Consider the following 17720-nt stretch of genomic DNA (forward strand, 5'->3'; position numbering starts at 1 on the left):
ACGAGATGCCCCATACCCTGGCCGCGTTGGAGTCCGGGGCGCTCTCCGAATGGCGCGCGACGTTGATCGTGCGGGAATCGGCGTGGCTGAGCATCGAGGACCGGCGGGTGCTGGATGCCGAGATGTGTGCCGACCTCACCCGGCTCGACGGCATGGGCGACGCGCGCATCGAGGCCGAAGCCAAGACGATCGCCTACCGCCTCGACCCGCAGGCCATCGTGGACCGGGCCGCCACGGCCGCCGAGGACCGCACGGTGACCATCCGGCCGGCACCGGATGCCATGACGCGGGTCACCGTGGTGGTACCCGTGCAGCAGGGTGTCGGGGTGTACGCGTCGTTGAAAACCGCGGCGGACACCACCTGTGACGGCCGCACCCGCGGTCAGGTGATGGCTGACACGCTCGTCGAGCGGGTCACCGGCCGCCCCGCCGAGGTTGCCGAACCGGTGGCGGTGAATCTCGTCATGTCCGATCAGACCCTGCTCGGTGACGACGAGCACCCCGCGGTGCTCGAGGGCTACGGGCCGATGCCCGCGGCGGTGGCCCGCAACCTCGTGCGGGCCGCGGTGGGCGATAAGCGGTCGGGGGCGACGCTGCGGCGGCTGTATCGCCATCCGAAGTCGGGGGCGTTGGTGGCGATGGAGTCGCGGTCGCGGCTGTTTCCCAAGGCGCTGGCCCGGTTCATCGGGTTGCGCGATCAAACCTGCCGCACCCCGTACTGTGATGCGCCGATCCGCCACCATGATCACGCCCGACCGCACGCGGGTGGCGGCCCGACCAGTGCACTCAACGGCCTCGGGCTGTGCGAGCGCTGCAACTACGTCAAAGAATCACCCGGCTGGAGCGTGACCACTCATGACGAAAACGGGGTTCACACCGCCGAATTCGTGACCCCCACCGCAGCGCGCTACCGCTCGACCGCCCCGCCACCACCCGGCCCGGTCGAAATCTACGACAGCGTGACCGAACTACACGTCGCGATCACACTCGCACGCTGCCCCCGCGCGGCCTAGTCGGTGCGTTGTGTCAGCCGGACGCTGTTGCCGGACGGATCGCGGAACCCGGAGTCAATGCCGTACGGCATCTGATTAGGCGGCTCGGTGAACTCGACACCGCGAGCGGTCAACTCTTCGTAGCTGGCCTGACAGTCGTCGGTGGTGAGGAAGACCGTCCCGGCGAAGCCCTTGGCCGTCAGATCCAGAACCTGATTGTGCGTGGCTTCATCCATCAGCGGCTCGCCGGGGACCGCCATCAGCACGATGCTCACATCGTCCTGCCCGGGAGGGCCGACCGTGAGCCACCGGAAGGCGCCCATCTCCTCCGGAAACGAAACATCTTCGCGCAACTCCATACCGACCTGCTCGGTCCAGAATTTCAGTGCGACTTCTTGATCGTGAACCCACAAGTGCGTGCATGCGATTTTCATCATGGGCCAGACGCTACGGGCGCCGATCGTCGTCCGTCTTCTTCCCGTGTGCTGTATTGCCCCGACCCTTCGGCACCCGCCGGGTGTCCCGCGCGAGGATGCAACTGGGCACAGGGGCGCGCAGCAGAGCCGGCGGCAGGCTTGCCCGATAAGCCGCGGGCGGCTTGCCGTAGACCCGGGCGAAACTGCTGGTGAACGACCCGACGCTCTGCAGCCCGACCATCACGCAGATGTCGGCAACCGAGCGGTCGGTGTTGCGCAACAACGCCGCCGCCCGTTCGAGCCGACCGGACCGCAGATAGGCCTGCGGTGACTCGCCGAAGGTGCGGCTGAACATCCGCGAGAAATGTGCTCGGGACAGACCCGCGGCCGCGGCAAGGTCGTCGACGGTGATCGGATCGGCGTAACGCGCGTCGGCCAGGTCTTTTGCCCGCTGCAGATAACGGGCCGGTGGTACCCGCGGCATGCGTTTGAGGGTACGGTGATCTGCGCGAACGAGTTGGCCAGGCGACCGCGGAGAAATTCGAGGAAAGTCCGGACTTCACAGAGCAGGGTGATTGCTAACGGCAATCCGAGGTGACTCGCGGGAAAGTGCCACAGAAAACAGACCGCCGGTAACGGTAAGGGTGAAACGGTGCGGTAAGAGCGCACCAGCATCCCGGGTGACCGGGGTGGCTAGGCAAACCCCACCCGAAGCAAGGCCAAGAAGGCCGCAACCTGGTTGCGGCCGCGCAGGCGTTTGAGGGTTGCTCGCCCGAGCCTGCGGGTAGGCCGCTTGAGGCACCCGGCAACGGTGTGTCCAGATGGATGGTCGCCGCCCCACTCTCCGGAGTGGGGAACAGAATCCGGCTTACCGGCCAACTCGTTCGCCCACTAGTGGCTCTTGTGGACCGCCTTGTCGAGCCGCTTGAGCGCATCGTCGAGCTGCGCGCGAGACTGCTGCGCGACATCGTCCTCCAGTTGGTACAGCAGCCCGTAGGTGAAAGTGTCCTCGCCGGCGGTGTGCGCGGCCTCGGCCTGCGCGCTGAGGTGGGTGCGGCTGACCACGCTGTCCTGATGGTCGCCCAGCAGCGTCTGGATGGTCTTGGCGCGCTCCGAAACCTTGGCGTCTCCGGTTGCCGCCGCCGTGTAGCGAAGCCGTTTGGCGCCCTTGCGAATGCGGTGCAGTGCCTCGTCGTGGTCGTCGTGCTCGGGGTCGGCGGCGTCGGCAGCTGCCTTGGCTGCCTTACGAACTCGCTTGTAGGCCGAGTCGATGGTCAGCGGTGCGCGCTCTTTGCCGGCCTCGGTGGATGGCTCGGCGACCACGAGCTGCTCCAGGGCGTCGAGCAGATGGAAGTACCGCTGTGAGCGCATCGCCAGCAGCGCGCGCTTCCACCCCGCGGCGTACCGGCGTTTGGCGCCGTCCACCAGCCGCTCGCGCACCGGGCCCCGCACGAGACCGGCAGGCAGCGCGTCGAGGGCACGTTGATACCGCTCGGCCAACACTTCGGCGTCGCGGGCGACGCCCAGCACCGCGGCCAGCGTGCGCAGCTCATCGAGGATCCAGCCGTCGTCGGCGAGGCCGAACGCGTCCTTGGATTCCTGTAGCAGGCTGCGGATCTTGCGGGTCGTCACCCGCATCTGGTGCACCGAATCGTAGGTGTCGGCGCGGACCGCGCGATCCCACACCAGCAGCTGGTCGATCTGCTCGGCGATGGCGCGATGGATCGGGTCCGCCGGAGCAGCCGGCGCCGCAGCGGCATCGCCTGCGGTGTCCAAGACCCGGGCGAGCTTCGAGCCGTGACCCGCCGGCGTCGCTCCCGCGTCGAACAGACGATTGGCCAGCCGGTCCATCAGCTCGGGCGTGGGCTGCGCAAGCAGCTCGAGTTCCCATTCGCGCCACTGCTGTTCGTCACCGCCCTCTGCCGAGGCGGTCACCTGGTCATCGCAGAACTCGGCCAGCGGCGTGCCGTCCTGCCCGTAGAGCACATCGATGTTGCGCCGGTTCGTGATCCGCGCGACCGGCGACAATGGCTTGTCCCGGACGATCGCGAGCACGATGTCGCGCAGCTCCTCGGGGATCGTGTCGTCGGAAAGCCCGAGCGGGGAATGCACCTCGGTGCGAGCGTCCGGGCCTGCGGGCAGCTTCAGATGCCAACCCGCGTCGGTGCCCCCGGTCCGGCGCCGCAGCGTGATGCGGTGGGCGGCGAGGTCCCGGTTCGGCGTGTCGAAATACACGGCGTCAAGCAGTTGTTCGGGCGCCCGCTCGACCCGCGCGATGGCCGCCAACCCCGCGAACGACGGGGCGACGGTGGACTCGGTGACCTCGAACTTCCGCTCGACCTCGGTGTGCCGGGTCGGTTTCTTGGGCGCCATATTCACCTTCGCTGTGCACCGGAATCGGATGCCATAAGCCTGCCATATTGGCGCGTTTGCGCCGAAGCGCGCTGCGTTTGCGGGACCAGGGGACGTCCGGTGCCACAATGTGCCGATGAGCACCGCGGCCTTCGGCGGCTCCGGACGTGGCCGCCCTCGGCTCGAGCAGCCGCGGCGGCCTGGCCGGACTGCGCGCGAGGAGATCCTCGACGCGGCGGCGGAACTGTTCACCAACCACGGCTACGGCAGCACGTCGACCCGCCGGATCGCCGATGCGGTCGGGGTGCGGCAGGCCTCGCTCTACCACCATTTCGCCACCAAGGACGACATCCTCGACGCGCTGCTGACCGGCACCGTGGACGAGCCGTTGCAGCTGGCCGCAGATCTGCTGGGGGAGCCGGGACCGGCGGCGCCGCGGCTGCACACGCTGGTGGTCGCCGACGCCATGCAGCTGTGCGGCGGTCGCTGGAACCTGGGCGCGCTGTACCTGCTGCCCGAGTTGCGGAGCGACCGGTTCGAGCCGTTCCGGCGCCGTCGCGCCGAACTGCGTGAGCTGTACCGGAGTTTGTCGGCCGCGGTGATCGCCGAATGCGACGGTCCGGCCGACGCCGCCGACCTGCCGTTCCGGCTGGTCGAGTCGACGATCAACAGCCGTTCCGACGACGGCGTGGCGCAGGCCGGGCAGCCGTGGGTGATCGGCGCCGGGGCATTGCGGGTGCTGGGCTTCACAGGCGACAACACGGCGCTGGTCGAGTGCACAGCGGCCCGGCTCGGGGTGCAGGCCCCGGCCCGATAGAGTCACCGTCCGTGACCGAGTCCTCCTACGACGCCATCACCTTCGAGCAGTCGGGTGCCATCGTCCGCATCACGCTGAACCGCCCGGACGCGGCAAATGGCATGAACGACAACATGACTCGCGAGCTGGCCGACGCGGCACGACGCTGCGACCGCGCCGGCATCAAGGCGGTGGTGCTGACCGGCGCCGGCCGGTTCTTCTGTGCCGGAGGGGATCTGAAGGCTTTCGCCACCGCACCGTCGCGGGGCCGCTTCATCAAGGGCGTCGCCGACGACCTGCACCGCGCCATCTCGACTTTCGCGCGGATGGATGCCGCGCTGATCACCGCTGTCAACGGCACCGCGGCAGGCGCGGGTTTCAGCATCGCGGTGACCGGAGACCTGGTTCTGGCGGCCGAATCGGCGTCGTTCACCATGGCCTACACCAAAGTTGGACTGAGCCCGGACGGCAGCGCGTCGTACTACCTGCCGCGGCTGGTCGGCGTCCGCCGGGCGCAAGAACTCATGCTGACCAACCGCACGCTGTCGGCGGCGCAGGCACAGGACTGGGGTTTGGTGACCGAAGTTGTCGCCGATGCCGATCTGGCCGACCGGGCGACTGCCGTCGCCGAGCAGATGGCCTCCGGCTCGGCCGGCTCCACCGGGGTGGTCAAAACGCTGTTGCTGTCCTCGCTGAAGAACAGCCTGGAGGAGCAGATGGAGGCCGAGGGCCGATTCATCGCCGCGCGGGCGGACTCGGCCGACGGGCAGGAAGGCGTGGATGCCTTCCTGGCCAAGCGCCGAGCCGAGTTCGCCTGAGCGCGAATCAGAAGCTGTGCTCGTCGGCCGGGAACACCCCGGCCGCCACGTCATTCGCGTATTGTGTTGCGGCACGGTGTAGTTCGCCGCCCACGTCGCCGAATCGCTTGACGAACTTGGCGGTCTTGCCGGTGGTGAGCCCCGCCATGTCCTGCCACACCAGCACCTGGGCGTCGCAGTTGGGCCCCGCGCCGATGCCGACCGTGGGAATGGTCAGCTTGCCGGTGATCTGGGTGGCGAGTTCGGCGGGCACCATCTCCAGCACCACCGCGATCGCCCCGGCCTCGGCCACCGCGATCGCGTCGTGAATGGTCTGATCGCCCGCATCGCCGCGGCCCTGCACCCGGAATCCGCCAAGCCCGTTGACACTCTGCGGCGTGAACCCGATGTGCGCCACCACCGGAATGCCGGCCTGGGTCAGCGTCGCGATCTGCTCGGCCACCCGCTCGCCGCCCTCCAGCTTCACGGCCTGGGCGCCGGTCTCCTTCATGAACCGCGTCGCGGTTGCCAGTGCCTGCGCCGGGCTGCTCTCGTAGCTGCCGAACGGCAGGTCGGCGACCACCAACGCATGCGGTGCACCCTTGACCACAGCGCGGGCCAACGGGATCAGTTCGTCGATGGAGATGGGCAGGGTGGTGTCATATCCGTACACCACATTTGCCGCGGAATCGCCGACCAGCAGCACCGGAATGCCCGCCTCGTCGAAGACCCGCGCGCTGGAGTAGTCGTAACAGGTGAGCATCGCCCATTTGTGGCCTTCGTTCTTCCACTTCTGGAGCGTGATGGTGCGGACTTTGGTGCGGGGCTTTTCTCCGGCAGCGTCGGCAGCACCGTATACAGCTTGTTCAGACATCATTGTCCCTTGTGATGGTCGGTTCGAAGCCTCGAGGCCGCTCTGCGGTCCCCGGGTTCGTCTGACGTTTGTCAGTCTGCCACCCGCGTCGGCGAAGGTAAAAGGCGCGCCTGAGTGGATTTGCTCACAGTCGAGCCGGGCGGACATACGATCAGCGGCATGCAACGGCTCAGCGGACTCGACGCCAGCTTCCTCTACCTCGAAACGGCCGCCCAGCCGATGCACGTGTGCTCCATCCTCGAACTCGACACCTCGACCATGCCGGGCGGTTACACGTTCGACCGGCTGCGCGACGCACTTGCCTTGCGTATCAAGGCGATGCCGCAGTTCCGGGAGAAGCTCGCCGACAGCCGGCTGAACCTCGACCATCCGGTGTGGGTGGAAGACAAGGACTTTGACGTCGACCGGCATCTGCACCGCATCGGGCTACCGGCGCCGGGCGGGCGAATCGAACTGTCCGAGATCTGCGGGCACATCGCGTCGCTGTCGCTGGACCGCAGCCGGCCGCTGTGGGAGATGTGGGTCATCGAGAACGTGGCAGGCACCGACGCGCACGCCGGCGGCCGGATCGCGGTGATGACCAAGGTGCACCACTCCGGTGTGGACGGCGTGACCGGGGCGAACCTCATGTCGCAGCTGTGCAGCACAGAACCCGACGCACCCGCGCCGGAGCCGGTGGCAGGTGTGGGCGACGCGTCAGAACTGGAGATCGCCCTCAGCGGTGCGCTGAAGTTCGTGACCCGGCCCCTGAAGCTGGCCAACGTGCTGCCCACCACGGTGTCGTCGGTGGTCGACACCGTCAAACGGGCCCGCGCCGGGCTCACCATGGCGGCGCCCTTCGCCGCGCCCAAGACCCCGTTCAACGCCAACATCACCGGCCATCGCAACATCGCCTTCACCCAGCTCGACCTCGAGGACATCAAGCTGGTGAAAAACCATTTCGACGTCAAGGTCAACGACGTCGTGATGGCACTGGTGTCCGGGGTGCTGCGCACGTTCCTCGCCGACCGCGGCGAGTTGCCGGACAGTTCGCTGGTGGCGATGGTGCCCGTATCGGTTCACGACCGTTCCGACCGGCCTGGTCGCAACCAGGTCTCGGGCATGTTCGCCAAGCTGGAGACCCAGATCGAAGACCCGGTCGAGCGGCTGCGTGCCATCGCCGCAGCGAATTCCGTTGCCAAACAACATAGTTCGGCGATCGGTGCGACACTGCTGCAGGACTGGACGCAGTTCGCCGCGCCTGCCGTGTTCGGCGTGGCCATGCGGGTCTATGCCGCCAGCCGGCTCTCGGGCGCCAAGCCCGTGCACAACCTCGTCGTCTCCAATGTGCCGGGCCCGCAGGTGCCGCTGTATTTCCTGGGCTCGGAGGTCAAGGCCATGTATCCGCTGGGGCCGATCTTCCATGGCTCCGGGCTCAACATCACGGTGATGTCGCTGACCGGCTCTCTCGATGTCGGCATCGTGGCCTGCCCTGAATTGCTGCCCGATCTGTGGGACATGGCCGATGACTTCGCCGTGGCGCTCGACGAGCTGGTGCAGGCGGCAAAGTAGCGCTGCGAGTTGTCGACCAGTAGGCCCGGCCTGCGACGATATCCCGTCATGGCAGCATGTGGTGCCATGAAGCTCAGGTTCTCCGTCGGTGCCCTGCTGGCGGTCGCGGTACTGGCGGTCGCCGGCTGTACCCAGGTGATCGACGGCCGAGCCCGGGTCGCGATGCCCAGGCCGGGCACGCCCGTGCAGTGGCTGCCGTGCTCGGCGGGGTCGGGGGACAACGTCAACATCCCGGCGGGGGCCGAATGCGGACGCTTGTCGGTGCCGGTCGATTACAGCAAGCCCGACGGTGACGTGCTGCAGATCGCCATGATCAGGTTCCCGGCGACCGGCCAGAAGATCGGCTCCCTGGTGATCAATCCCGGCGGCCCCGGCGAATCCGGCGTCGAATCGGCGGTGTCCCTGGTGCCGAGCCTGCCCCAGTCGGTGCGGGAGCGCTTCGACCTGGTGGGGTTCGACCCGCGCGGGGTGAACCTGTCCAACCCGGCGCTGTGGTGCAACTCCGATGAGGACAACGATCGGCTGCGCGCCGACCCGACGGTGGATTACACCCCCGAAGGTGTGGCCCACCTGGAAAACGAGACCAAGGCGTTCGTCCAGCGTTGCGTCGACAAGATGGGCGTCGACTTCCTGGCCAACGTCGGAACCAACAACGTCGCCAAGGATCTCGACGCGATCCGTGCCACGCTCGGCGACGACAAGCTGACCTACCTGGGCTACTCGTACGGAACCCGGATCGGCTCGGAATACGCCGAGCAGTTCCCGCAGCGGGTGCGCGCCATGATCCTCGACGGCGCGGTCGACCCCAACGCGGATCCGTTCGAGGCCGACATCCGCCAGGCCGCAGCGTTCCAGAAGGCTTTCGACGACTACGCCGCCGACTGCGCCAAGAGCCCGGACTGCCCGCTGGGCACCGATCCCGCCAAGGCCACCGACGTCTACAAGAGCCTGGTGTACCCGCTGGTCCAGAACCCGGCGAAGACCAAGGATCCGCGCGGACTCGGTTACAGCGACGCCATCGTCGGCACCATCCTGCCGCTCTACTCGCCGAACCTGTGGCGCCATCTCACCGATGCGCTCACAGGCATCAAGAACGGCAACGGAGATCTCATGCTTGCGCTCGCTGACCTGTACATGGGCCGGGATGCCAAGGGCCACTACAACAATTCGACCGATTCGCGGGTCGCGGTCAACTGCGTCGACGAGCCGGCGATCACCGACCGGGCCAAAGTCGTCGAGCAGGACCGCAGGCTGCGCGAGGTCGCGCCGTTCATGAGCTACGGCGAATTCACCGGGCATGCCCCACTGGGCACCTGTGCATTCTGGCCGGTGAAGCCGACGAGCACCCCGCACAAGATCTCCGTCGCGGGATTGCCTCCGGTGCTTGTGGTTTCGACCACCAACGATCCGGCCACGCCGTACCAGGCTGGGGTGGATCTTGCCCAGCAACTCGGTGGCGGCCTGCTGACCTTCGAGGGCACCCAGCACACCGTGGTGTTCCAGGGCAACAAGTGCGTCGACGACATCGCCGCGACATATCTGATCGACGTGAAGCTGCCCCCGCCGGATTCGCGCTGCTGATTTGGTGGACCGTTAGGTCACCGTCCGGTTGCCGACCGATCTCCGGTCGGTGTCTGCCGCGGTTCGCGGATCTGCGGTGTGCGAACATGTCAGCCGTGCGGTGGGTGGGAGCAGGGCTGGCAGTGATGCTCGCGATGGCTTGCCCCGTCGCCAATGCGACCCCGGAGGGCGCGGCCGAGACGCCGTACGGTCAGCCGCCGGTGTGGGGAAGCTGCGCATCGTGGGTCGACGCGTCGTCGATCCCGACCGCGCAGTGCGGCACCGTCACCGTGCCGGTCGACTGGAACGACGCGGCGAATCCCCAAGGCGCCCAAGCACAATTGGCTGTCATCCGGGTTCCCGCCAGCGGCGAGAAGATCGGCACGCTGATGGTCAACCCGGGAGGCCCGGGCGCCTCCGCCGTCGACACGGTCGCGGGAATGGGTGCGGCGCTGGCCGATACCGACATCGGTCGCCGGTTCGATCTGGTCGGCTTCGACCCACGCGGTGTGGGGCACTCGACCCCGCAGCTGCGCTGCCGCACCGACGCCGAGTTCGACGCCTACCGGCGCGAACCGATGGCGGACTACAGCCCCGCCGGCGTGGCCCACATCGAGGACCTGTACCGGCAATTGGCCCAGCAGTGCCTCGACCGCATGGGGGCGCCGTTCCTGGCCAACATCGGCACGGCGTCAACGGTGCTCGACATGGATGCCGTGCGCGCGGCGCTCGGCGAGCAGCAGATCAACTACCTCGGGTTCTCCTACGGGACCCAACTGGGCGCGGCGTACGCGGAACGGTTCGGCGACCGGGTGCGCACCATGGTGCTCGACGGCGCCGTCGATTCCAGCCTGGACCCGGTCACCAAGAACATCCGCCAGATGGCCGGATTCCAAAAGGCTTTCGACGCATACGCCGCCGACTGCGCGCAATCGCCCGGCTGTCCGCTGGGCACCGACCCGACCCAGTTCGTGGCCCGCTACCACCAACTCGTCGACCCGCTGGTTCAGCAGCCCGCGGCGACGTCGGATCCCCGTGGCCTGAGCTATCAGGACGCCACCACCGGCACCGGGAACGCGCTCTACTCGGCGCGGTACTGGCTCTACCTCACCAGCGGTCTGCTCGGACTGCAGCGCGGCACCGACCCCGGCGACCTGTTGCTGCTCGCCGACGACTACCAGCACCGCGACAGCGCCGGCCATTACGCCAACCTGCAGGACGCGTTCACCGCCATCCGCTGTGTGGACGCGCAATACCCGACCGACCCGGCGGTGTGGGCCGACGCCGACCGGCGCATCCGGGCAGTGGCGCCGTTCATGTCCTACGGGCAGTTCACCGGCTACGCCCCGCGGGACATCTGCGCTCTGTGGCCCGTGCCGCCGACCTCGACCCCGCATGCGGTGCACGGCCCCGGGCCGGGCCGGATCGTCGTCGTGTCGACCACCGGGGACCCCGCGACGCCGTACCAGGCAGGCGTCGATCTGGCACGGCAGCTGGACGCGGCGCTGGTGACGTTCAACGGTTCTCAGCACACCGTGGTGTTCAACGGCAACGCCTGCGTGGACACGTCAGTGCTGCGGTTCTTCGTCGATCAGGTGTCGCCGCCCAACGGGCTGCAGTGCTGACCGGGGCGGGTCAGCTCGCGCGGTAGGGCACCATCTCGCGCGACAGCAACCCACGCAGCCGGGGTTCGCGGCCGCACGCCGCGGCGAACACCGTCGGCAACGCCCAGCTGGTCAAGGCGCTGAGCAGCACCAGCGCGAACGCCGCCCAGTCGCCGCCGTCGGTGAGCGCGATGTGCGGCAGCGAAGCCAACTCGCCTGCGGCGGTCCGGGCCGCCACCCTCAGCGCGGCGTCGTCGCCCCACTCGGCAGCCGCGGTCGCCGCATCGACCCCGCGCAGTGCCGCGGCCAGGCTCCGCAACTCCTGCACGGTTCCCAGCGACGGTCCCGGATGCGATGGCGAGTCGGCACTCATCGCATCACTGAATCACGTCCCGCTCCGCTCAACCGTTTTGACGCCGTAACACAGATTTAACAGCCGGTGCCTACGCTGCGGTCATGGACCGCCAGAAGGAATTCGTGCTGCGCACGCTGGAGGAACGCGACATCCGGTTCGTCCGGCTGTGGTTCACCGACGTCCTCGGATACCTCAAGTCGGTGGCCATCGCGCCCGCCGAGCTGGAGGGCGCGTTCGAGGAAGGCATCGGATTCGACGGTTCCTCGATCGAAGGATTCGCCCGGGTCTATGAATCGGACACGGTTGCCCGGCCCGACCCATCCACGTTCCAGGTGCTGCCGTGGACCACCAGCAACGGGCAGCACTACTCGGCACGCATGTTCTGCGACATCACCATGCCCGACGGCTCACCGTCGTGGGCTGACTCCCGCCACGTGCTGCGCCGCCAGCTGGCCAAGGCCAGCGACCTCGGGTTCTCCTGCTACGTCCACCCCGAGATCGAATTCTTCCTCCTGATGCCGGGCGAGAACGACGGCAGCGTGCCGATCCCCGCCGACAACGGCGGCTATTTCGACCAGGCCGTGCACGATGCCGCGCCCAACTTCCGGCGCCACGCCATCGACGCCCTGGAGCAGATGGGCATCTCGGTGGAGTTCAGCCACCACGAGGGCGCGCCGGGCCAGCAGGAGATCGACCTGCGCTACGCCGACGCCCTGTCCATGGCGGACAACGTGATGACGTTCCGCTACGTGGTCAAAGAGGTGGCGCTGGCCGACGGCGTGCGTGCGTCGTTCATGCCCAAGCCGTTCAAAGAGCATCCCGGCTCGGCCATGCACACGCACATGAGCCTGTTCGAAGGTGAGACCAACGCCTTCCACAGCCCGGACGACCCGCTGCAGCTCTCCGATGTGGCCAAGTCGTTCATCGCGGGCATTCTCGAACACGCCAGCGAGATCAGCGCCGTGACCAACCAGTGGGTGAACTCCTACAAGCGGCTGGTGCACGGCTACGAGGCGCCCACGGCGGCGTCCTGGGGTGCGGCGAACCGTTCGGCACTCGTGCGGGTGCCGATGTACACCCCGCGCAAGGCCTCGTCGCGGCGCATCGAGGTGCGCAGCCCCGACTCGGCGTGCAACCCCTACCTGGCGTTCGCGGTGCTGCTCGCCGCCGGGCTGCGCGGCATCGAAAAGGGATACGTGCTGGGACCGCAGGCCGAGGACAACGTGTGGAGCCTGACCCCCGAGGAACGCCGCGCCATGGGCTACCGGGAGCTGCCTTCCAGCCTCGGCAACGCCCTTGAGGCCATGGAGAACTCCGAACTGGTCGCGGAAGCGTTGGGGGAGCACGTATTCGACTACTTCCTGCGCAACAAGCGTGCGGAGTGGGAGGTCTACCGCAGCAACGTCACGCCCTACGAGCTCAAGACGTATCTGTCGCTGTAACGTTCAGGACGTGGCCAAACCCGCTACCGAACGCCCCAAGCTGCCCAGTGTCGGAAGGCTGGGGCTGGTGCAGCCGCAGGCGCCGGCACAGCTGGATCGGCTTGGCTGGAACACCGACGCACACGTCGAACTGTTGTGGTCGCTGTCGCGCGCCCCGGATGCCGACATCGCGCTGCCGGCGATGGTCCGGCTGGCCGACGCGCTCGGCGCCGGCTGGGGCGAGCTGAACGCCGAACTGCTCACCGACCGCGCGTTACGAGGCCGGCTGTTCGGTGTGCTGGGGTCCTCGGTGGCACTGGGCGATCACCTGGTGGCACATCCGCAGTCGTGGCGGCTGCTGGCAGGCGACGTCGAACTTCCCAGTGCCCAGGATCTGCGCGAGGTATTCACCGCCGCCGCGGAGAACGCCGAAATCTCAAGGGGCGCAAGCTCAGCCGTACCGCCACTGCGCGACCTGTACCGGGACCGGCTGCTGGTGCTGGCCGCCGTGGACGTCGCCTCGACGGTGGAGAACGAGCCGGTGCTGCCGTTCATCACCGTCGGCGCACACCTGTCAGATCTGGCCGACGCCGCGCTCGCTGCCGCTCTGACCGTGGCGACCCGGGTGGTGTGCGGCGCGGGCCCGACACCGCGGCTGGCCATCATCGCGATGGGCAAATGCGGTGCGCGCGAACTGAATTACGTCAGTGACGTGGACATCATCTTCGTGGGCGACGACAGCGAGGACCCCAACCTGACGATGGCGACCCGCGTGGCCGGCGAGACGATGCGATTCGCCGCGGACGCCTTTTTCGAGGTCGACGCGGCGCTGCGGCCCGAGGGCAAGCAGGGTCAGCTGGTGCGCACCTTGGACTCGCACATCGCCTATTACCAGCGCTGGGCCAAGACCTGGGAGTTCCAGGCCCTGCTGAAGGCCCGGCCGGCCGCGGGTGACCCCGAGCTGGGCAAGGCGTACGCCGAAGCGCTGATGCCGATGGTGTGGACCGCGTGCGAGCGAGCGGATTTCGTGCCCGAGGTGCAGGCCATGCGACGCCGGGTCGAGGAGTTGGTCCCCGCCGGAGTGCGGGCCCGCGAACTCAAGCTGGGCACGGGCGGCCTGCGCGACGTCGAATTCGCCGTGCAGCTACTGCAATTGGTGCACGGCCGCAACGACGAGTCACTGCACGTGAAGTCCACCGTCGACGCCCTGACCGTGCTGGGCGCAGGCGGCTACATCGGACGCGACGACGCCGCCAACATGACCGCGTCGTACGAGTTCCTGCGCCTTTTGGAGCACCGGCTGCAGCTGCAGCGGCTCAAACGCACCCACATGCTGCCCGACGACAGCGATGACGAGGCCTACCGCTGGCTGGCCCGCGCCGCGCACGTGCGTCCCGACGGCACCCACGACGCCCAGGGCGTATTGCGTGAGGAGCTCAAGCGCCAGAGCATGCGGGTATCGCGGCTGCACGCCAAGCTGTTCTACCAGCCGCTGCTGGAATCCGTCGGCCAGCCCGCACTGGGCATCGGCGCCGGGATGAGCACCAAAGCGGCCGAACGTCAGCTCGCCGCACTGGGTTACGAAGGACCGCAGAGCGCGCTGACCCATCTGGCGGCGCTCACCGGACAGAACGGACGACGCGGCCGGGTGCAGCAGGTGCTGCTGCCGACCCTTCTGGACTGGCTTTCGGACACCCCGGATCCCGACGCCGGGCTGCTGGCCTACCGCAGGATCAGCGAGGAGCTCGCCGAGCAGCGCTGGTACCTCTCGACGCTGCGCGACGAAGGCGCGGTCGCCAAACGGCTGATGCAGGTGCTCGGCACCTCGGCCTACATACCCGAACTGCTCATGCGGGCCCCCGAGGTGATCCAGCTCTACGCCGACGGACCGTCGGGACCGAAACTGCTTGAGGGCGACCCGGACAGCGTCGCGGGCGCGCTCGTGGCCTCGGCGGGCCGCCACGCCGACCCGGTGCGCGGTATCGCCGCCGCACGTGCCCTGCGCCGCCGCGAGTTGGCGCGGATCGCGTCGGCCGATGTGCTCGGCCTGCTCGGCGTGACCGACGTCTGCAACGCACTGACCTCCATCTGGGTCGCGGTGCTGCAGGCCGCGCTGGACGCGGTGATCCGAGCAAACACACCCGAATCCGGCGTGCCCGCTCGCATCGCGGTGATCGGTATGGGCCGGCTCGGCGGCCGCGAACTCGGATACGGCTCGGATGCCGACGTGATGTTCGTCTGCGAACCGGTGGGGGACACCGCCGAATCGGTGGCCGTCAAGTGGTCGGTGAGCATTGCCGAACAGGTGCGCGCGCTGCTGGGGATCCCCAGTGCCGACCCGCCGCTCGAGGTGGACATCGGGCTGCGCCCGGAGGGGCGTAACGGACCCCTGGTACGCACGCTGGCCTCCTACGAGGTGTACTACGAGCAGTGGGCCCAGCCCTGGGAGATCCAGGCGTTGCTGCGGGCGCATCGCGTGGCGGGTGACCTCGAACTCGGCGAACGGTTCGAGCTGATGGCCGACAAGACGCGGTATCCCGAAGGTGGGGTATCGGCAGAGGCGGTGCAGGAGATCCGGCGCATCAAGGCCCGGGTCGATGCCGAACGGCTGCCCCGCGGTGCCGACCCCAACACCCATACCAAGCTCGGCCGCGGCGGGCTGGCCGACATCGAGTGGACCGTGCAGCTGCTGCAGCTCCGCTACGCGCACAAAGTGCCTGCGCTGCACAGCACTTCGACTCTGCAGGCACTCGACGCGATCGGTGCCGCCGAGCTGGTGTCCGAAGCCGACGTCGACCTGCTCCGGCAAGCCTGGCTCACCGCGACACGGGCTCGCAATGCCCTGGTGCTGGTGCGGGGTAAGCCGACCGATCAACTGCCCGGGCCCGGCAGGCAGCTCAACGCCGTCGCACTCGCGGCCGGCTGGGGCAGCGACGACGGCGGAGAGTTCCTGGACAACTATCTGAGGGTGACGCGGCGGGCCAAGACGGTCGTCCGCAAGGTTTTCGGCGGGTAATCACGGCCCCGCGACACGGCCGGCACCACGGTGGTGTTAGTAAGGATGTCTATGAACCCCACGTTCGACATCGTCACCGCCGACGAGCACGACCGGCTGCAGGCGCTCTACGGGCCGTTGACGCAGGCCGTGCGAGGACTGCTCGATGCCAGCATCCGGACCGGTGTCGATGCGGACGCCATCGCCGAGGCCACCACCGCGATCGAGGCGGTCACCGCATCGCTGCGTCGCGAGCAGCGCGACGGGCCCATGGCGATGATCCACGGCGAGACGGGCCGCCCCGTGGTGTGGGCCAACCCGGTGGTCGGCCTACGCAACGCCGTCGCTCCGCCGTTGACCATCCACCACAACGACGACGGCACGTGTTGGAGCGAGTTCACCCTGGGCGCGGCCTATGAGGGCCCGCTGGGATGGGTGCACGGAGGCATCTGCGCCCTGGTGCTCGACCACGTTCTCGGTGAAGTCGCCAGCGGCGCACTGTCGCAACCCCGCTACACCGGAACCATCACCTGCCGCTACCTTCGCGGCACCCCGCTGGGACCGCTGCGTGCCGAGGCTTCCGTGGACCGCATCGAGGGTGTGAAGACCTTCGCGCGCGGTCGGCTGATCGACGCCGACGGGGTCACCGTGGAGGCCGAAGGTGTCTTCATCACCCCGGCGTGGGCGCGCGACGCCGGATGAGGTTCTATGTGGCGACCGGCTTTCTCGACACCTCCGAGCTTGTCGAGATCGCCAAGGCCGCAGACGAACTCGGCTACGACGGGATGGGAATTCCCGATCACATCGTCAACCTCGAGTCGTTGTCCACGCCGTATCCGTACACGCGTGACGGCAAGCGCCGTTGGCAGCCGTTCACCCACTGGCCCGACCCGTGGGTGCTGGTCGGCGCTCTGGCGCAGGCGACCACACGGCTGAAATTCGTGACCACGGTCTACATACCCGCCATGCGCGATCCCTACGCGGCGGCGAAAGCCATTGGTACCGCGGCATTTCTGGCAGGTGGGCGACTCGAGCTGGGCGTCGGTGTGGGCTGGTGCCGCGACGAATTCGACTTGGTCGGACAGCCTTTCGAGCGCCGCGGCAAGCGCACCGACGAGATGCTGACGCTGATGCGGGAACTCTGGGCGCCGGGCTGGACCGAGTTCTCGGGCGAGTTCTACACGACGCCGCGGCTGGAGATGGAACCGTCGCCGCCGCACATCCCGATCTACGTCGGCGGGCTCAGCGAGGTGGCGCTGCGCCGGGCCGCGCGCAACGACGGCTGGATCGGCGACCTGGTCTCCACCGAGCGCGCCCTGGCCTCGGTGGCTCGATTACGGGAACTGCGAGCCGAATCCGGTTTGGCCATGGACGATTTCACCGTCATCACGGCATTGACCGACGCCGTGAAGATTGCCGACTACGAGCGCGCCGAGGCCGGTGGGATCACCCACATCCTGACGATGCCGTGGGCGTTCTACACCGGCCTCGACTGCACGCTTGCCGAGAAGATCGACGGGCTGAAGCGCTTCCGTAAGGATCTGGCGCTCGACTAGCGCCTTCTGCGTACGGCATCCAACGCGTAGGCGCCTCCGCCGATGAACACCAGCAGGAAGAAGCCGAAGCAATACAGCACCGCGAGCTCGCCACCGTTCTGGATGGGCAACAGGCCCTTTGGCTGATGCTGGGTGAAGTACGCGAAGGCCATCTCGCCGGAGGCGACGAACGCCGCGATGCGGGTGAACAGACCGGTCAGGATCAGCAGGCCCAGAACGAATTCGAGGAGGCCGCCGTACCAGTAGGGCCACGTGCCCACTGGCACCGCCGAGCCCACGAGGTTGCCCGCGTCGTCCGGCATACCGACCGGCCACGCGAACAGCTTCTGCGCGCCGTGGATGGTGTACAGAAGGCCGAACACTATGCGGAACAGGCTGATTACCGCGGGGGAGACGGTATTCAGTCGGGTGTCCAGGTTGGTCGTCATGCAGAGACCATACGCTGTTACCG

16 protein-coding genes and 1 other RNA gene are annotated in these 17720 nt (G+C 68.0%); 11 read left to right on the forward strand and 6 right to left on the reverse strand.

The window, feature by feature from the left end:
- Positions 1–1013 (forward strand): HNH endonuclease (locus tag RMCB_RS35290; RefSeq protein ID WP_062832482.1); only part of this gene is annotated, 1013 nt, incomplete at its 5' end.
- On the opposite strand, the gene RMCB_RS35295 is transcribed toward RMCB_RS35290, so the two are convergent.
- Both RMCB_RS35295 and RMCB_RS35300 read right to left on the reverse strand, forming a co-directional pair.
- Positions 1010–1429 (reverse strand): VOC family protein, encoded by a 420-nt coding sequence (locus tag RMCB_RS35295; RefSeq protein WP_029373700.1) that lies wholly within the window; start codon positions 1427–1429, stop codon positions 1010–1012. The genes RMCB_RS35290 and RMCB_RS35295 overlap by 4 nt on opposite strands.
- Before the next feature lie 10 nt (positions 1430–1439).
- Positions 1440–1892, reverse strand: coding sequence for a helix-turn-helix transcriptional regulator (locus tag RMCB_RS35300; RefSeq protein ID WP_062832507.1), 453 nt, complete (start codon positions 1890–1892; stop codon positions 1440–1442).
- A gap of 29 nt (positions 1893–1921) precedes the next feature.
- Here RMCB_RS35300 and rnpB point away from each other — a divergent pair.
- An RNA gene (rnpB, locus tag RMCB_RS35305) (RNase P RNA component class A) lies at positions 1922–2295 on the forward strand.
- Positions 2296–2299: 4 nt separating this feature from the next.
- Here the strand turns inward: rnpB and RMCB_RS35310 are convergent.
- The gene (locus RMCB_RS35310) at positions 2300–3781 is read right to left on the reverse strand and encodes a CYTH and CHAD domain-containing protein (protein WP_062832483.1); all 1482 of its coding nucleotides are present in this window, start codon (positions 3779–3781) and stop codon (positions 2300–2302) included.
- A 115-nt stretch (positions 3782–3896) separates the two neighbouring features.
- On the opposite strand from RMCB_RS35310, the gene RMCB_RS35315 reads away from it, so the two are divergent.
- Positions 3897–4577, forward strand: a complete 681-nt coding sequence (locus tag RMCB_RS35315; RefSeq protein ID WP_029373689.1) for a TetR/AcrR family transcriptional regulator — start codon at positions 3897–3899, stop codon at positions 4575–4577.
- An 11-nt stretch (positions 4578–4588) separates the two neighbouring features.
- Complete coding sequence (locus RMCB_RS35320) at positions 4589–5374, forward strand: enoyl-CoA hydratase/isomerase family protein (RefSeq protein WP_062832484.1); 786 nt, start codon at positions 4589–4591, stop codon at positions 5372–5374.
- Between the two features lie 7 nt (positions 5375–5381).
- Here RMCB_RS35320 and panB read toward each other — a convergent pair whose 3' ends face one another.
- The gene (gene panB / locus RMCB_RS35325) at positions 5382–6227 is read right to left on the reverse strand and encodes a 3-methyl-2-oxobutanoate hydroxymethyltransferase (protein WP_029373687.1); all 846 of its coding nucleotides are present in this window, start codon (positions 6225–6227) and stop codon (positions 5382–5384) included.
- 159 nt (positions 6228–6386) lie between these two features.
- Here panB and RMCB_RS35330 point away from each other — a divergent pair, with 159 nt between their 5' ends.
- The 3 genes from RMCB_RS35330 to RMCB_RS35340 all read left to right on the forward strand — a co-directional run bounded on the left by RMCB_RS35330 (position 6387) and on the right by RMCB_RS35340 (position 10963).
- Positions 6387–7778 (forward strand): WS/DGAT/MGAT family O-acyltransferase, encoded by a 1392-nt coding sequence (locus tag RMCB_RS35330; RefSeq protein ID WP_062832508.1) that lies wholly within the window; start codon positions 6387–6389, stop codon positions 7776–7778.
- Between the two features lie 66 nt (positions 7779–7844).
- Positions 7845–9359 (forward strand): alpha/beta hydrolase, encoded by a 1515-nt coding sequence (locus tag RMCB_RS35335; protein ID WP_081661752.1) that lies wholly within the window; start codon positions 7845–7847, stop codon positions 9357–9359.
- Positions 9360–9445: 86 nt separating this feature from the next.
- Complete coding sequence (locus RMCB_RS35340; RefSeq protein ID WP_062832485.1) at positions 9446–10963, forward strand: alpha/beta hydrolase; 1518 nt, start codon at positions 9446–9448, stop codon at positions 10961–10963.
- Between the two features lie 10 nt (positions 10964–10973).
- Here the strand turns inward: RMCB_RS35340 and RMCB_RS36780 are convergent, their stop codons facing one another.
- Positions 10974–11315, reverse strand: coding sequence for a hypothetical protein (locus RMCB_RS36780; RefSeq protein WP_062832486.1), 342 nt, complete (start codon positions 11313–11315; stop codon positions 10974–10976).
- Between the two features lie 83 nt (positions 11316–11398).
- On the opposite strand from RMCB_RS36780, the gene RMCB_RS35350 reads away from it, so the two are divergent.
- From RMCB_RS35350 to RMCB_RS35365, 4 genes are read left to right on the forward strand one after another with little or no spacing between them, the layout of a single operon-like run.
- Complete coding sequence (locus RMCB_RS35350) at positions 11399–12739, forward strand: glutamine synthetase family protein (protein WP_029373682.1); 1341 nt, start codon at positions 11399–11401, stop codon at positions 12737–12739.
- 10 nt (positions 12740–12749) lie between these two features.
- Complete coding sequence (locus tag RMCB_RS35355; protein WP_062832487.1) at positions 12750–15734, forward strand: bifunctional [glutamine synthetase] adenylyltransferase/[glutamine synthetase]-adenylyl-L-tyrosine phosphorylase; 2985 nt, start codon at positions 12750–12752, stop codon at positions 15732–15734.
- Between the two features lie 51 nt (positions 15735–15785).
- Positions 15786–16415, forward strand: coding sequence for a hotdog domain-containing protein (locus RMCB_RS35360; RefSeq protein WP_029373680.1), 630 nt, complete (start codon positions 15786–15788; stop codon positions 16413–16415).
- Positions 16412–17269, forward strand: a complete 858-nt coding sequence (locus RMCB_RS35365) for a TIGR03619 family F420-dependent LLM class oxidoreductase (protein WP_062832509.1) — start codon at positions 16412–16414, stop codon at positions 17267–17269. The genes RMCB_RS35360 and RMCB_RS35365 overlap by 4 nt, the downstream gene beginning before the upstream one ends.
- Here the strand turns inward: RMCB_RS35365 and RMCB_RS35370 are convergent.
- On the reverse strand, positions 17266–17697 hold the full coding sequence (locus tag RMCB_RS35370) for a DoxX family protein (protein ID WP_062832488.1): 432 nt from the start codon (positions 17695–17697) through the stop codon (positions 17266–17268). The two genes, RMCB_RS35365 and RMCB_RS35370, sit on opposite strands and share 4 nt — an antisense overlap.
- Positions 17698–17720: the final 23 nt, after the last annotated feature.

This window comes from Mycolicibacterium brisbanense, assembly GCF_001570425.1.
Lineage (GTDB): Bacteria > Actinomycetota > Actinomycetes > Mycobacteriales > Mycobacteriaceae > Mycobacterium > Mycobacterium brisbanense.

Bases quoted from the DNA above. Each gene is read 5' to 3' on its own strand.
- RMCB_RS35295 (WP_029373700.1), bottom strand. From the start codon at position 1,429: ATGATGAAAATCGCATGCACGCACTTGTGGGTTCACGATCAAGAAGTC.
- RMCB_RS35300 (WP_062832507.1), bottom strand. From the start codon at position 1,892: ATGCCGCGGGTACCACCGGCCCGTTATCTGCAGCGGGCAAAAGACCTG.
- RMCB_RS35310 (WP_062832483.1), bottom strand. From the start codon at position 3,781: ATGGCGCCCAAGAAACCGACCCGGCACACCGAGGTCGAGCGGAAGTTC.
- RMCB_RS35315 (WP_029373689.1), top strand. From the start codon at position 3,897: ATGAGCACCGCGGCCTTCGGCGGCTCCGGACGTGGCCGCCCTCGGCTC.
- panB (WP_029373687.1), bottom strand. From the start codon at position 6,227: ATGTCTGAACAAGCTGTATACGGTGCTGCCGACGCTGCCGGAGAAAAG.
- RMCB_RS35330 (WP_062832508.1), top strand. From the start codon at position 6,387: ATGCAACGGCTCAGCGGACTCGACGCCAGCTTCCTCTACCTCGAAACG.
- RMCB_RS35335 (WP_081661752.1), top strand. From the start codon at position 7,845: ATGAAGCTCAGGTTCTCCGTCGGTGCCCTGCTGGCGGTCGCGGTACTG.
- RMCB_RS35340 (WP_062832485.1), top strand. From the start codon at position 9,446: ATGTCAGCCGTGCGGTGGGTGGGAGCAGGGCTGGCAGTGATGCTCGCG.
- RMCB_RS36780 (WP_062832486.1), bottom strand. From the start codon at position 11,315: ATGAGTGCCGACTCGCCATCGCATCCGGGACCGTCGCTGGGAACCGTG.
- RMCB_RS35350 (WP_029373682.1), top strand. From the start codon at position 11,399: ATGGACCGCCAGAAGGAATTCGTGCTGCGCACGCTGGAGGAACGCGAC.
- RMCB_RS35360 (WP_029373680.1), top strand. From the start codon at position 15,786: ATGAACCCCACGTTCGACATCGTCACCGCCGACGAGCACGACCGGCTG.
- RMCB_RS35365 (WP_062832509.1), top strand. From the start codon at position 16,412: ATGAGGTTCTATGTGGCGACCGGCTTTCTCGACACCTCCGAGCTTGTC.
- RMCB_RS35370 (WP_062832488.1), bottom strand. From the start codon at position 17,697: ATGACGACCAACCTGGACACCCGACTGAATACCGTCTCCCCCGCGGTA.